The following is a 13082-nucleotide window of genomic DNA, read 5'->3' as shown; positions in this document are numbered from 1 at the left end:
GAGCGTCCATGGGCCTGCTCGACACCATCCTGGGCCGCAGCAAACCGGTCCGCCCCGACCTCGACCAGCTCTTCGCCGTCCCGTCCGCCGCCCTCACCCTCCAGGCGGCGACGGGCTTCGTCCCGACCGGCCTCGGCTCGGTGTGCTTCGCGGGCGTGGAGGGCGGCACCTTCGCCCGGATCCAGCAGGACGTACGGGAGCTGCTGGACGCGGACACCGCGAGCGGCGGAATCCCGGTGGAGTTCAGCCGGGACTCCTACGGCTACACCTGGCTGCTCGCCCGGCAGGCAGCCGAGGACACCGCCTCGCTCGTCAACGACCTGCACGCGGTGAACACGCTGCTCCAGGACGGCGGCTTCGGCCCGCAGCTCCTCTGCTCACTGATCGGCTTCCGGGACGAGCGGGAACGGCCGCTGGCGCTGGTCTACCTCTACAAGCGCGGCACGTTCTACCCCTTCGCCCCGCTGCCGGGCGGCGAGAAGCGCGACAACGAACTCGAACTCCAGGTCCGGGCCGCCCTCGGGGACGACCTCCGCGTGGAGAAGGACCTGGCCCGGTGGTTCCCGGTGTGGGGGGCGCCGGGGCTGTGAGGCAGCACAGCTCAGGAGGTACGGATCTTCCTCACCCGTTGTCATGCGGGGTGTGGCCGTGTTGACCGCACCCCGGACCCCGAATTTCTACCATCACGGCCATGTCGGTCCCTGTGGCTCGTACGGTTGATCTCCGCCCCGAATCCGTGGACAACGTGTTCGACCAGGTCGAACGGCTCAGGACAGCTGTTGTTCTGGTGTGCCGTTGCTGAGAATGTCGGCAATGAGGTCGGCGAGGCCGCTGGGGTAGACCGTCTCGCTGGTAGCGCGTAGTTCGCTCAGGGTCCACCAGCGGCTGGATTGGATGTTGTCGGTCTGGGTAGCGCGGGACTGGTCGATGTCGGAGGCCGCGATACGCGCGAGGAAATACTTCTCGACCTGGCGGACCTCGCGGCCGCCGACGGGATGGTTCTGGCTGCGTTCAGCGATCTGTGCGACCAGCAGGACGTCCGTGGCCCCGAGTTCTTCGCCGAGCTCTCTCAGGACGGCCGTGGGGTAGTCCTCACCGGATTCCAGGCTGCCACCGGGGGTGGCCCAGAAGCCGCCGTTCTCTTCGTAGCGCAGCAGCAGGACGCGCTGGCGGGCGTCGAGAACGACGGCTCGGGCCGCCTCCCGGAGGGGCAGAGTGTTCATGGGTCCAGTCTGGCAGGCTGGTTCAGTTGCGCTCGACGAGATAGTCCCCGATGCACATGGCGTCCAGGTCGCACGCCTGGAACGTGGCCAGGGCGTGGGCCGGGGTTTCCACGATGGGTTCCCGGTCGTTGAAGCTCGTGTTCAGCACGACGGGAACGCCCGTGATCTGGTGGACGTGTTTGATCAGGGTTGCGAAGACCGGGGACGCCCCCGGGTCGACGGTCTGGACGCGGGCGGTTCGGTCGACATGCACGACTCCCGCGATCTGGTCCGCCCGGTCCGGTCTGACCGGTGGGGCGATCAGCATGAAGGGGCTGGGCACGTCGAGTTCGAACCACTCGTGTGCGTGGCCGGCGAGAATGGCGGGCGCGAAGGGGCGGAACGGCTCGCGGTGCTTGATGCGGTCATTCAGCGCCTCGGAGTTCGCCGTGGTGCGGGGGTCGGCAAGAATGCTGCGGCCGCCGAGGGCACGGGGGCCGAGTTCGCTGCCGCCCTGGAACCAGCCGATGATCCTTCCGGCGGCGATCATCTGCGCGGCGGTGGCTGCGATGTCACTTTCGCGCCGCCACCGGTACGGCGTCCGACGGCACTCGTCCAGTCCGGAGCGTGGGTCACGGGTGAGAGCTTGCTCGATCTCGGTGTCCGTATAGGTGCGGCCGAAGTAGTCGTGGGTGAGCGGACGGCGCGGGAGGTCGCCGGTCAGCTGGTGCCACGCGTAGAGGGCGCAGCCCAGTGCCTGGCCCCGGTCGGAGGATGCCGGCGGCGCGAAGTACCCGGTGACCGCGTCCAGGCGTCGGAGTTTGTCGGCAGCCACGCAGTTGAGGGCTACACCGCCGGCAAAGCACAGGTTGCTCAGGCCGGTGGCGGCGATGGTCTGTTCGGCCAGGGCACACAAGGCCTGTTCGGTCTGGGCCTGGACGTAGGCGGCGGCATCTGTTCCGCGCGGGTGCTCGCCCCGGCTGCCGGGCGGCCCGAAGTCGGCGCCGGTGCGTTTGGCGAGTTCGGCGACGCCTGCGGCGTGGGTGCGGGTGAGGTTGCCGTGGACGGTGGCGTCGGTGACGTCGAACAGCGGGGCCTGGTAGGTGCCTGGGTCGCCGTATGAGGCGAGGGCCATCGTTTTCCCGGCCTCTTGCTCGTGCCACCCGAGCCAGTTCGTGTACGCCTCGTACGTGGCGCCGATGCCTCCGGCACGGGGCCGGGTGGGCGGGTTGCCGCCGAGGCGGTGAATTCCGTCGGGGGTGGCGGCGTAGTAGGTCTCGGTGTCGTGGTTGTTGCCGCCGCCGTCGACTACCAGGACAGTTGCCTTGTCATATGGGCTGAGGCAGTACGCCGTGTAGGCGTGGCTGAGGTGGTGGTCGACAGGGACGATCCTTGCCGGGTCGACGCCGAGGTGGGACAGGCCGGTCTCACTGGCGGTGGGCGGGTGGTGGCCGATGCCGCTGACGGCGATCAGGTCGATGTCCTCCAGCCGTACGTCGGCGGCGCGCAGGCAGTACAGGAGGGCGGCCTGCCAGCCGGGGCTGTAGCGGGTGCGGTTGAGGCGTTCTTCGCTGATCGCGACCATCGTGGTGTCGGTGATGAGGGCGGCGCCGCCGTCGTGGCCGAGGTTGATGCCGGCCACGACCGGGGTTCGGGCAGTCATCAGGCGGCCTCCTGTTCGAGTCCGGCCAGCAGGTCCCATAGCCCGGTGTGGCCTGCCGGGTCGCGGTACAGGGTGCCGAGCTGGCACAGCTGCACCGTGCTGCCGCGATGGTCGAGCGGGTCGGTGAAGGGGTGACCGAAGGACTCCAGCCCGCCGAGCGCGTCGTAAACGGCCCGGAAGCGGGGGTCCAGTGCCGGGTGGGTGTCCGGGGTCGGGGCGGTGGTGAGCTTCGTTGCGGTGTCGGTAAGTCCGGCATCGGCCAGGAAGCCGCTGACCTGGGCGAGGACGGTGTCTGGGGTGGTGCCGTCGGTCTTGATGATCAGTGGTGGAGTGGGGCACAGGGTCGGGGCGATGTCGGTGTAGAAGGTGTGCAGCCGCTCCAGCAGTCCTTCGTCGAACCACTGCTTCCAGCGGGGCCGTTCGGCCACGTTTCCCCGGCGCGTAAGGCTCTCGCCGGGGCTGACGAGGAGAATCGCGGTCAGGACCTGCTCGGGCAGGGCGGGGGCGATGTGGCGGGCGTAGAAGTCGCGGGCGGTGCGGTAGGGGAGGCTGTCGTCCGCGCGGGTCGCCCAGCAGTAGGCCAGGGCGCCGAGGTGGTTGCGGTCGGAGATCAGCAGCCGGGTGTCGGGGTCGGCGGCGAGTCGGGCGGCTGCCTGGGCCTTGTCCAGCTCGTGCCGTAGGAACCACAGGCTGTGCCCCGCGGTGGAGGGGTGCACGGGGGCTTGGAGACCGGTGCTCAGCCGTGCGTTGGGCTCGGTGAACCAAAGGCACTCGTCGCCCAGGACGGGCACCATCCGCGCGAGCAGAGAGGTCTTGCCGGCTCCGGGGGGCCCGTCGAGTACGAGTACGGGGGCGTCGGTGGGCATGTCAGTCCTTCCGGGGATGCGGGCCTGGGCGGCAGATGGCGGCCAGTGCGAACGCGAGGTCTTCCACCCGTACCGCGAGTGCGGCGCTGGTGGGCAGATCGGCCGGGCACTGTCCGGCCAGCCGGTCACTGACGGCCTGCCACATAGTGGCGAACGGGTCGGGGAACCCGCTCTGCTCGCCGGTGGCTGTGGTGACGCGCGTCTCGGTGGGCGGCTCGTAGGGGCGGGCGAAGTCGACCGTGGCCGCGTCCACCGAGCCGCTGAAGTGGATCTGCTCCAGGAAGCGGCCTGGTGCCGTGGCGCTGATGACCAGGGTGAAGGGCTCGGCAGCTGGGCCGTACAGCAGCGCGTGGAGAGACTGGCCGTCGGCGTCTAGGGTGCACGCGGCCGGTGTGACGCCGGGGACGGCCAGGGCCAGGGCGGTCAGCAGGTGGTAGCCCTGCCACAGCAAGATCTGGAGTGCGGTGACCTGGTGCGGGTCGGCAAGCTGCTCGGGTACCGCCTGGGTCGGGTCGTCCGTAAAGGTGTACGGGCTGAAGCCGGGGGGCAGCAGGCGCCGTCGGGCGGCCTCGTCCACGCCGTCGGCCTTGATGAGCCAGCCGCCCGCCGGGTTGGGGACTGCCGCGAGGGCGGCGTGCAGGGCCGGGTCGTGGGCGCGCATCACCCCGACTTCCAGCAGTAGTCCCGCCTCCTGCGCGCGGGCGGCCAGTTTGCGGGTGCCGGTGACGTCCAGGCCGACCGGCTTCTCGGTGAAGACGTGTACGTGTCCGTCCAGCGCCCCTTCGATCAGGTCCTCGTGGACACCGGTGAGGATCACCAGCATGTCCGCGCCGTCGAGGAGATCCTTCGTGTTCGCTGCGACGCGGGGCACGGCGAAGCGGGTGGCGGCGGCGCGGGCACGCGCGGGGTCGCGGTCGGCCAGTGCCGTCACCTCGAAGGCGGTGCTGGAGGTGAGCAGAGGGAGGTGGAGACCGAACGCGGCGGCGCCGCATCCGGCGACGGCCAGCCTCCACGGCCGGGTCGGCGAGCTCATCGCGGTGTCTCCTGGGGGGCCCAGCAGCCGGTGGCCGCGTGATGGGAACGGGCAGCGATCTCGTCCTCGGGCAGGCCCCGCAGGACGGGGTTGAACAGCTCCACCGAGGTGGCCCCGGTGTAGCCGACCTGAGTGAGCGCGTCGGCGAAGGCAGGCCAGTTGAGGGCTCCGTCGCCGGGGAACAGCCGAAGGCTGTCCGTCCAGCCGTACGGGGTGCCGGTGTGGGGGACGTCGGCGATCTGCACGTGAGCGACCCCGCCCGCGCCAAGGGCCCTGATGTGGTCCGGATCGGCTCCGGCGACCGCCCAATGGAAGGAGTCGACCAGCACAGCAGCGTTCTCGGTACCGCTCTCGTGCAGCAGCTCGGCGACAGCGGGCAGAGTGGCGGCCACCGGGTGGGGTCCGTCGAGTTCGGGTGGCAGTCCGTCCACGACGCTGACGGCCTCCACCGCGAGCCGCACACCGTATGCGGCTGCGCTGTCGGCGAGTTGGACAATCCGCCGGCGTGCGACGACCAGGGCCTCGCCCTGGCCGAGCGCGGAGAAGGGGTTGAGGACAGTCGTGGCGACGGGGCAGCCCAGTTCAGCGAACGTCTTCAGCCGCTCAGGGAGGGTCTGAAGGTGCTCGTCGTACGCCGCGCTGTCGACCAGCAGCGGGGCAGGCAGCACGGGTCCGGCGGGCAGGATGCCGCTGGCAGCCGCCACCCTCAGCCCGTGCTCGGCCAGCAGGTCTCGCACCCGGACGGCGCCCAGGGCCTGGGCCTGCTGGATGGACAGCTCGACCGCCTCAAATCCGGCGGCCGCCGCCAGGGCGAAGAAGTCGGGCAGGGTAACGCCGGAGAGGGTGGCGGGGTTCAGGCATGGCCGGAACAGGGCGACGGCCTCGGGGCGGGCGCTCATGCGGTGGCCAGCTTCCCGGCCAGCAGCTGCTCCCGCAGGCTCCCCAGGTCCTCCATTACCGCGGTGAGGACACGGCGGGCATCTGCGGCCAGGAACGGGGTCGGTCCGGAGGTCTGGACGACGGCCTGCCACGGGTCGGCCAGGTCTCGGCCGGACTGCGAGACGAGAGCGACCGCACACTCCAGCCCGGTCTCCTCGTGCAGCCGACGGGCGGCCTCCGTGGCGGCCAGATTGTAGAGCTTGCCCACGTGGTAGACGGGGTTCTTGCCGGAGACGCCTTCCGCCGACCAGGGGCGGAGCATCGAGATCAGCCCGTTGGAGCGGTTGCCCCGGCCGACCACTCCCTCGTCGCCCGACTCGATCGACGATCCGGTGGCCGTCAGGTAGAGCTCGGGCCGCTGGTCCTGGTCACGGGTGTTGACGAAGACCTCGACGTCCATGCCCGGCGCGATCCGCGCGGCCGTCTGCGTGATCAGTTCCCGGGCCAGGGCACGGCGGTCGACGTAGGTGTCCAGGTCCGGGGTGTGGCGGGCGATCTGCGGCACGCACGCCGTCAGGCGCACGCTGGTGCCGGTGCGCACGACCATCAGCTTGATGTCCGTGCCGAAGTACGGGTGCTCGGCGCGGAAGCTCTCACTGCTCAGGTGGGTCTCGATACCGCCGGCGAGCTGTTCCCCGATGCCCAGGGGTGCGTAGCCGACACCGGCGGAGGTGTCGTTGGAGAACAGCCGGTGCCGCTCGGCGAGGTCGTCCAGGCTTCGCGGGGCGAACCAGCGCTGCCGGGATGCCTCCCGGTCGGCGTTCGCGCCGGCGCTGACCGCTCCGGGGCTGGACGCCTGGGTCAGCCGGGGCCTGACCTGTACCCACCGGTCGGTGTCCAGCATCGGTAGAGCGGCGCCCAGGAACTCCCGCGCCGCCGTGGTGACGATGTCCTGGACGGGGATGCTCTCCTCGCCCAGCGCGGTCGTGATCCGCCCGTTGACCAGGACCTGGATCGGGGCGGTCATCTCGCCGTGCCCGAACGCCACGTCGGCGGCGCCGCCCAGCAACGCGAGCTTGTCGGTGTTGTGGTGCAGGATCGCACCGAAGCGGTCCAGGCAGTACGCGCTGTAGGCGCGGGAGATCGCCTCTGCCATGCCGTCGGCGAGGGTGTCGGGGTGGCCGGAGCCCTTCCGCTCGATCACCTCGACGGCGCTCTCAGCGGCGGCGGGGTACAGCCCTGCGGTCGTGATGACGTCCATCAGTAGCTCTCCTTGGTCTTCTGGACAGGCAGTTGGGCGAGCGCGACCGGACGGCGGCCGAGCAGCCGCAGACGTCCGCGCTCCAGGTGGTAGGCCCCGATGCGGGACAGGTCGCGGGCCGACTCCACGGCGCGGGAGCGGTCCAGGAAGGTCCATCCGGCGGCCAGTCCGATCACGGCCTGGTGCAGGGCCTCGCACCCGGCCTGGATCGCGGCGGGCTCGACGCGCACACTCAGGTGCATCCGAGCAACGCACACCCCGTGGCCGGCGCCCTGGCGGACGAAGTACCGCAGGGTCGTCTCCGGCCGGTAGACGGGGTGGGAGACGACGGCGGCAGGCTCGATGAGGGTCTGATGACCGGCCTGGCGGGCGCGGTCCACGAACTCCAGGTCCTCGCAGTCCCCGAGCCACCGGCCCCGGCGTCCCAGGTCGGTGCGGAAAAGGCCGATGCCGAGCGCGGTCTGACGGTCGAACAGCAGGTTGCAGCCGGTGACCCAGTACGGCCACATGGCCAGCTCGCGGTGACCGGGCCAGTCCACCGCGCCGTGGCACTCGCGCAGGGCCTTCGTCAGCGCGGTCACCTCACCGCCGGGGTACTCCACGACGGTGCGGCCGCCGACGGCGAACACCTCCTCCTCCTCGATCGCGGTCACCAGGGTCCGCAGCCAATCCGGCTCGGGGGTGATGTCCGGATCGGTGATGGCGACGTAGCGTCCCCGGGCCGCACAGATCCCTCTGTTGCGCCCCGCGCTCAGGCCCGGCGTCGGCTCGTACAGCACCCGTACCGCGAACGGCCAAGTACCTTCCCTCACCGCCTCGGCAACCGGGCGGACCGGTCCGGGGAGGTCGTTGTCCACGACCACCGCCTCGAACCCGCCCGCGGGCATGCTCTGGCGGGCAAGAGCATTCAGCAGGTTCCGCAGCCGCGCGGTGTTCCCGCGGGCGCTCACCACGACCGACACCAGCGGTGCGTCCAACTCGCCCATGGCGCTCCCTCCTTCACACGACGTGTACGACGGGTCCCATGGCACCGCCACCCACCCCGGTCCGGGAAGGCAAATCCTGTTGCTGCGCTGTTGCTGAGCCTTCTCCGAACCGCTCCACGGCGGCCGGGCAAATGGCTACTGTGCGGGCCATCGAGAGGATGTCGCGTGAGGAGAAGACTGCGATGACCGTCCAGCCGCTCTTACTGCACCCGCTGGCCGCACTGCGCTCCGAGATCGGCCTGACCGGTGAGAAATACCTGGACCGGCTCGACGACGCACACCACACACTCGGGTACGGCCGGATGGCCAAGCGCCGGGAAAAGGTCTCCCGCTGGGAGACCGGCGTCAACGAACCCGACGAACCCACCCGCTACGCGATGGCACGCCTCCACGGCATCCCGCCGACAGCCGTCACCGAACTCGGCTGGCCCGGATTTCTCCTGCTCGCCTTCCCCGGCGACCGCCCAGTACTCGACAACCCCTGGTCCCCTGCGGGTACCGTGGCAGCAGTAGCGGCTGCCGCTCTGGGAGGGGCCATGGACCGACGGGGATTCCTGATCTCCAGCGGTGCGACGCTGTCCGGCATCGCAATGAACTGGAGCAACGCGGTCACTGCTCTCCCGCGCCCTCTCGCTGCCCCCGGCCGCCGCCTGGACCCGGACATGATGACCCGCCTCGAACGGCGCCTGGACGATCTACGGCACCTGGACGACGTCCTCAGCGGCAGCGACCTGCTCCCGTCGGCCGTGGCGGAATACCAGCTCCTCAGCGGTTATGCCAGCAACACGACCTGCGACAGCGGTATCAGCCAACGTCTGTTCTCCACCCTCGCCGAAGCCTCCCGCATCTGCGGCTGGCTGCACTTCGACGCCGACCAGCACGCACAGGCCCAGCGCTTCTACATCACCTCCCTGCGGGCGTCCGCCTCCGCCGGTGACCCCGAAGTCGGCGCCAATACCCTGAACTTCATGGCGATTCAGACCTACTCCAAGGGAAACCCGCAGGACGCCATCAACCTCGTACGGACCGCCCAGGACCGTTTGACGGGAGCGACCACGCCCCGCGTCCGTGCCCTGCTCCACGCCCGTGCCGGACGGGCCCTGTCCAAGACCGGCGATCTGAAGGGCTGCGCCAGAGAGATCAACGCAGCCTGTGATGCCTTCGCCAAAGGCACTCACGACGACGACCCGCCCTGGGCCTACTCGATCACCGAGGGCGAAATCGAGATGCTGGCGGGCTCCTCCGCTCTCGACCTCGGAGACCCACGCCGGGCTTTGCGCAGCTTCGCCGCCGCCCAGCAGGCCGAGTACAGCGCCGCCGGCCACGTACGCGACGGCCTGCTCTACCTCACCCGCACAGCCCGCGCCCATCTCGAACTCGGAGACGTCGATGCAGCCTGTGCCACGGCTGCCGAAGCGCTACAGCAGAACAGCAGCGTCAACTCCGTCCGCCCCTCCGACGCCCTCACCGACCTCCGCGACCAGCTCGCCCCACATCGCGAGGTTCGGACCGTACGCGAATTCCTACAGATGAGCGCCTGAACAGTCCGCCTCTGTCCCGCTGCGTAAGACTCAGCTGGTGACTTCCGGGAACGAGGAGTTCGAGCTGAATGTCGCCGGCCTGGAGCTCGGCGGACAGCGTCATCGACTCGGCCGCGTTCCTCGCGAGGCGCGCTTGAGCTCGTGCACGGCCAGGATGACCGGCGTCTCGGGCACCGCCTCCTTGAACTGGTGGGCCAGTGCGAGCGCCTTCTCCAGGCCCTGGACTACGGATGTCCGGTGTATCCGATCGAGCGCTTCGGGAGTCGATCTGTCCGTCGCACGGTATCCCCGAGCATAGGCAGCGGCAGGGGGACAGCGATTCCCGTGCGGTACGCGGGGGCTCACGTCACGGGTGAACAGCTTCGGGGTGACGCAGGAGGCCGCCGCGTCCGCCAGCAGCCGCCCGCCCACACCCCGGCCACGGGCGCCACCATCAGCATCGTGACGACGCCCTGCTCGCAGAACGTGTACTCCACCGCGCGCGCATGGTCGCACGGCGAACCCCCGGGCGGCTCCGCGTCTACGGGGCTGTGATCAGCCGTTCGCCGCGTGCCGCAGGAACGCGGTCCAGGCGGCGGGGGCGACCGCGAAGGCCGGCCCGTCGGTGACCTTGGAGTCGCGGACGTGGACGGTGTGCGGGCAGGCGGCTACCTCTACGCAGGCTTCGCCCTCGTTGTTGCTGTAGCTGGACTTGTGCCAGTCGTAGGCGACTTCGATGCACTCGCCGCCCTCGTTGCCGCTGTAGCTGGACTTGAACCAGGTTAGTCCGGGTCCGTGGCTCACAGTTGTCCCACCTTCGTCTCGATGATCTCCGCGGACTTCCAGGGGTTGAGTGCCTGGGCTCGCAAGATGCCAAAGAGGTCGAACAGATCGCTCACCTGCTCCGGCTTCGGGATAAACCTACCGCCGCCCTGCCCCTCCGCGAACAGCACATTGCGGCCTTCCGCTGTGGACATCAACTGCATGGGCCCGTTCAACCCCGCGTGCGTGTGCTGGGCCGATGGCATCACCTGCACCGTCAGGTGGTTGAACCGCTCAATGCAGTCGATAACGTGCCGCAGTTGCTCCTTCAGCACCTCGGGCCCGCCGAGCGTCCGGTCCAGGACCGATTCCTCGATGACGTACCCGATGTGTGGCGGGGTCGTGCGTCCCAGCACCGCCTGCCGTTCCAGCCTCGCTTCGACGAGGCGGACGATCTGGGACTCGGTGTACGCCGGTACGCGCGCCCGGTGCAGCGCGTACGCGTACTCCTCCGTCTGAAGCAACCCCGGGATCAGCATCGTCTCGTACGCACTGATGACCCGCGCGGCCCGCTCCAACTTTGCCCAGTCCAGGAACTTCGGCGGATACTTCTCCCCGTCCACCAACTCCGCACACGCCCGCAACGCCCCGCCCGCGTCGAACACCTTGTCCGCGTCGCACAGGAACTCCAGGGCCGGAATACGCTCCGCCCGCTCGTACGCCCCCAGCAGGGATTCCGACACCAACAGCTTCTCCGACGCGTCCTTCTGGGTCAGCCCCGCGCGCACCCGATGGATGCGAATCAGGTCCCCCACCAGCCTCCGCACCTGCGACGGCTCATTGCTCGTCCCCACAGCCACCACCACCCTTCCCACATCACCTTGATGTGGACCGTGTCCTGCTGGTCACGCTACGCAACCAACGGAATGCTCGTAGCCATGACGCAGAAGAAACTCCCCGAATGGGTACCCGCCTCTGGGCTCCAACTCCATCTGTCCGGCATTCACTTCGACGCGATCCGGCTGCGCGGCGTACGGGGCGAGGCAGTGCTGCACCATCTGGCGACCCTCACCGACGGCGATCCGGGGCCCGTCGTGCGGGAGATCGCGGGGGCGCGGTGGACGTACTTCCTGCTGGCGCCCGGTGCGAGCCAGGGGTTCGGCTGGCCGCCCGGCGCGAAGTGCTTCGGGCCGGCCGCCCGTGACCAGTACGTGGGGATTCCGGCGGCGTACGGCAACACATATCCGCTGAGCTGGCGGTGCGGGGCGCCGGACGAGGGGGACTTCGTGGACGCGGAGTTGCTGTACGGAGTGGTGACGGCGCAGCTCGTACCCGAGGAGTAACCCGAGGAGTGACCGGCCGGGGCGAGCGCCGCCGCCGGGTGTGAGGGCGTCCGTATCATCAGGTGCATGACTGCAGAGCCCTCGCGATCCGCCGGCCGTATGCGTGCCTCCGACGCCGACCGCGAGGCGGTCGTGGACCAGTTGCGGGAGGCGGCGGCCGAGGGCCGGATCGACCTCGAAGAGCTGGACACCCGGCTGGGTCAGGCTCTCGTGGCCAAGACCCGCGGCGAACTCGTGCCGCTCACCGATGACCTCGGGCCGGCCGTGTTCGACTCGGGCGAGCCGCTGGTGCTGCGGGGCGGCATGCACGGCGCGGAGCGGACCGGTCGCTGGAAGGTGCCGCCGCGGATTCACGCCCAGGGCGGCATGGGCGGCGTACGCCTCGACTTCACGCGGGCGGAGTGCACGCTGCGTGAGATCGAGGTGGAGGTGAACGCGCAGATGGCCGGGGTGCGGATCGTGATCCCGGTCGGCTGGCAGGCGAACACCGACGGGCTGAATCCCTCGCTCGGCGGCCTCAAGGACAAGACGTCCGACCAGCGGCTGCCGGGCGCGCCGCTGATCCGGCTCACGGGCACGTGCGGCATGGGCGGCGTGATCATCCGCCACCCCAACCTCCTGGAGCGCCGCAGGCAGCGCAAGGACCAGGCGCGCTGAGCGGGCGGGGGCCGGACGGTACTACGAGGGCCGGACGGTGAGGATCTGCTGGGCCTGGCCGATGGGTCCGTTGATGTCGTGCAGGACGGTGCTGGTGATGCCCTGGCCGGTCGGACCGAAGACGACCGTGGTGTCGAGCCCGGTCCAGCGGCCTTCGGGCTGCCGGTGCAGGTGGATGGTCAGGTCGACGTTGGGGAACGTCCAGGCGGTGGGGTGCTGGCGTACGGCGATGCCGTTGGCCGTGTCGACGAGCGCGACGTAGGACGCGAGCGTGCTGACGGGCTCACCCGCGACGAGGTCGAGCGGCGAGGAGATCCAGGCGGTTGTTCGGCCCGGCTGGGGCGGCGCGAGGGGGCGGACGTCGATGGACGCGATGTAGCCGCCGGGCCAGACCTCGGCCATGGCCCAGGGCGCGAGTGTCTCGGGGGCCGTGAGCCGGTCGGCGGCGCCCCCGGCGACGGCTGCGGTGTCGCCGGAGGCGAGGCACCAGGCTCTCGCGCGTACGACGGGGCGGTCGGCGATGAGGGCGACGGCTTCGACCAGTTCGATGGTGCGGCCGGGGCGGATCGTCTCGACCCGGATCTCGCACTCGTCGAGGGCGAGCCGGCCGAGGATGTCGAAGCTGATCCGGGAGAGCAGGAGTCCGTCCCCCGGCCGGTCGGCCAGGTGCTGGTCGATGGCGTGGACGACGAGGCCGCCGAGCGGGCTGAAGTGCACTTCGTCCGTGCTCCACGCGCCGCTCGCGTGGGCGGTGGGCTTGTAGTGGTGTGCGTCGATGCGCTCGTAGTAGCTGCCGGTGTTCATCGGGTGCGTCCCTCGCGGCCGTGCGGATCAGGAAACCTCCAGCCTGACACCGCACCCGCGCCGCCCGCCGCCCGGGTCCCCGCAGCGCCACGGGCCCTGAGCCCCG

At 70.2% G+C, this 13082-nt stretch carries 14 protein-coding genes; 4 read left to right on the top strand and 10 right to left on the bottom strand.

Annotated features, from left to right (window positions below; all coding sequences use genetic code 11):
• Nucleotides 1–8: 8 nt before the first annotated feature.
• Entirely contained in the window at nucleotides 9–590 is a 582-nt protein-coding gene (gene pspAB / locus ACZ6S6_RS25675; RefSeq protein WP_362962181.1) for a PspA-associated protein PspAB, read from the top strand.
• Nucleotides 591–767: 177 nt separating this feature from the next.
• Here the strand turns inward: pspAB and ACZ6S6_RS25670 are convergent, their stop codons facing one another.
• From ACZ6S6_RS25670 to ACZ6S6_RS25640, 7 genes are read right to left on the bottom strand one after another with little or no spacing between them, the layout of a single operon-like run.
• The gene (locus ACZ6S6_RS25670) at nucleotides 768–1223 is read right to left on the bottom strand and encodes an NUDIX hydrolase (RefSeq protein ID WP_362962183.1); all 456 of its coding nucleotides are present in this window, start codon (nucleotides 1221–1223) and stop codon (nucleotides 768–770) included.
• Between the two features lie 22 nt (nucleotides 1224–1245).
• Nucleotides 1246–2865: a carbamoyltransferase family protein gene (locus tag ACZ6S6_RS25665; RefSeq protein WP_362962185.1), complete on the bottom strand. Its 1620-nt coding sequence runs from the start codon at nucleotides 2863–2865 to the stop codon at nucleotides 1246–1248.
• A complete protein-coding gene (locus ACZ6S6_RS25660) occupies nucleotides 2865–3731 on the bottom strand; it encodes an AAA family ATPase (protein ID WP_362962187.1) in 867 nt (288 codons plus the stop codon). The genes ACZ6S6_RS25665 and ACZ6S6_RS25660 overlap by 1 nt, the downstream gene beginning before the upstream one ends.
• Before the next feature lies 1 nt (nucleotide 3732).
• Nucleotides 3733–4764: a Gfo/Idh/MocA family oxidoreductase gene (locus ACZ6S6_RS25655; protein ID WP_469707050.1), complete on the bottom strand. Its 1032-nt coding sequence runs from the start codon at nucleotides 4762–4764 to the stop codon at nucleotides 3733–3735.
• Entirely contained in the window at nucleotides 4761–5663 is a 903-nt protein-coding gene (locus tag ACZ6S6_RS25650; RefSeq protein WP_362962191.1) for a sugar phosphate isomerase/epimerase family protein, read from the bottom strand. The genes ACZ6S6_RS25655 and ACZ6S6_RS25650 overlap by 4 nt, the downstream gene beginning before the upstream one ends.
• Nucleotides 5660–6904 carry a methionine adenosyltransferase gene (locus tag ACZ6S6_RS25645; RefSeq protein WP_469707049.1) on the bottom strand — a complete coding sequence of 415 codons (1245 nt, stop codon included), beginning with the start codon at nucleotides 6902–6904 and terminating at the stop codon, nucleotides 5660–5662. The genes ACZ6S6_RS25650 and ACZ6S6_RS25645 overlap by 4 nt, the downstream gene beginning before the upstream one ends.
• Complete coding sequence (locus tag ACZ6S6_RS25640) at nucleotides 6904–7890, bottom strand: glycosyltransferase family 2 protein (RefSeq protein WP_469707048.1); 987 nt, start codon at nucleotides 7888–7890, stop codon at nucleotides 6904–6906. Before ACZ6S6_RS25640 ends, ACZ6S6_RS25645 begins: the two co-directional genes overlap by 1 nt.
• Before the next feature lie 182 nt (nucleotides 7891–8072).
• Between ACZ6S6_RS25640 and ACZ6S6_RS25635 the strand changes: the two genes are divergently transcribed.
• The gene (locus ACZ6S6_RS25635; RefSeq protein ID WP_469707047.1) at nucleotides 8073–9431 is read left to right on the top strand and encodes a hypothetical protein; all 1359 of its coding nucleotides are present in this window, start codon (nucleotides 8073–8075) and stop codon (nucleotides 9429–9431) included.
• 534 nt (nucleotides 9432–9965) lie between these two features.
• Here ACZ6S6_RS25635 and ACZ6S6_RS25630 read toward each other — a convergent pair.
• Both ACZ6S6_RS25630 and ACZ6S6_RS25625 read right to left on the bottom strand, forming a co-directional pair.
• Entirely contained in the window at nucleotides 9966–10214 is a 249-nt protein-coding gene (locus ACZ6S6_RS25630) for a DUF397 domain-containing protein (RefSeq protein ID WP_469707046.1), read from the bottom strand.
• Nucleotides 10211–11038, bottom strand: a complete 828-nt coding sequence (locus ACZ6S6_RS25625; protein ID WP_469707045.1) for a helix-turn-helix domain-containing protein — start codon at nucleotides 11036–11038, stop codon at nucleotides 10211–10213. The genes ACZ6S6_RS25630 and ACZ6S6_RS25625 overlap by 4 nt, the downstream gene beginning before the upstream one ends.
• 72 nt (nucleotides 11039–11110) lie before the next feature.
• On the opposite strand from ACZ6S6_RS25625, the gene ACZ6S6_RS25620 reads away from it, so the two are divergent.
• Nucleotides 11111–11515 carry a hypothetical protein gene (locus ACZ6S6_RS25620; RefSeq protein ID WP_362962203.1) on the top strand — a complete coding sequence of 135 codons (405 nt, stop codon included), beginning with the start codon at nucleotides 11111–11113 and terminating at the stop codon, nucleotides 11513–11515.
• Between the two features lie 66 nt (nucleotides 11516–11581).
• On the top strand, nucleotides 11582–12172 hold the full coding sequence (locus tag ACZ6S6_RS25615; protein WP_362962205.1) for a DUF1707 SHOCT-like domain-containing protein: 591 nt from the start codon (nucleotides 11582–11584) through the stop codon (nucleotides 12170–12172).
• A gap of 21 nt (nucleotides 12173–12193) precedes the next feature.
• Here ACZ6S6_RS25615 and ACZ6S6_RS25610 read toward each other — a convergent pair whose 3' ends face one another.
• Entirely contained in the window at nucleotides 12194–12976 is a 783-nt protein-coding gene (locus ACZ6S6_RS25610) for a thioesterase family protein (protein WP_362962207.1), read from the bottom strand.
• Between the last annotated feature and the right edge of the window lie 106 nt (nucleotides 12977–13082).

This window comes from Streptomyces sp. NPDC048671, assembly GCF_055587045.1.
Note: the sequence above shows the minus strand (reverse complement) of the source record. Positions and strands in the feature narration are given on the sequence as shown.

Bases quoted from the DNA above. Each gene is read 5' to 3' on its own strand.
- ACZ6S6_RS25660 (WP_362962187.1), bottom strand. From the start codon at position 3,731: ATGCCCACCGACGCCCCCGTACTCGTACTCGACGGGCCCCCCGGAGCC.
- ACZ6S6_RS25655 (WP_469707050.1), bottom strand. From the start codon at position 4,764: ATGAGCTCGCCGACCCGGCCGTGGAGGCTGGCCGTCGCCGGATGCGGC.
- ACZ6S6_RS25615 (WP_362962205.1), top strand. From the start codon at position 11,582: ATGACTGCAGAGCCCTCGCGATCCGCCGGCCGTATGCGTGCCTCCGAC.
- ACZ6S6_RS25670 (WP_362962183.1), bottom strand. From the start codon at position 1,223: ATGAACACTCTGCCCCTCCGGGAGGCGGCCCGAGCCGTCGTTCTCGAC.
- pspAB (WP_362962181.1), top strand. From the start codon at position 9: ATGGGCCTGCTCGACACCATCCTGGGCCGCAGCAAACCGGTCCGCCCC.
- ACZ6S6_RS25610 (WP_362962207.1), bottom strand. From the start codon at position 12,976: ATGAACACCGGCAGCTACTACGAGCGCATCGACGCACACCACTACAAG.
- ACZ6S6_RS25645 (WP_469707049.1), bottom strand. From the start codon at position 6,904: ATGGACGTCATCACGACCGCAGGGCTGTACCCCGCCGCCGCTGAGAGC.
- ACZ6S6_RS25650 (WP_362962191.1), bottom strand. From the start codon at position 5,663: ATGAGCGCCCGCCCCGAGGCCGTCGCCCTGTTCCGGCCATGCCTGAAC.
- ACZ6S6_RS25640 (WP_469707048.1), bottom strand. From the start codon at position 7,890: ATGGGCGAGTTGGACGCACCGCTGGTGTCGGTCGTGGTGAGCGCCCGC.
- ACZ6S6_RS25665 (WP_362962185.1), bottom strand. From the start codon at position 2,865: ATGACTGCCCGAACCCCGGTCGTGGCCGGCATCAACCTCGGCCACGAC.
- ACZ6S6_RS25635 (WP_469707047.1), top strand. From the start codon at position 8,073: ATGACCGTCCAGCCGCTCTTACTGCACCCGCTGGCCGCACTGCGCTCC.
- ACZ6S6_RS25620 (WP_362962203.1), top strand. From the start codon at position 11,111: ATGACGCAGAAGAAACTCCCCGAATGGGTACCCGCCTCTGGGCTCCAA.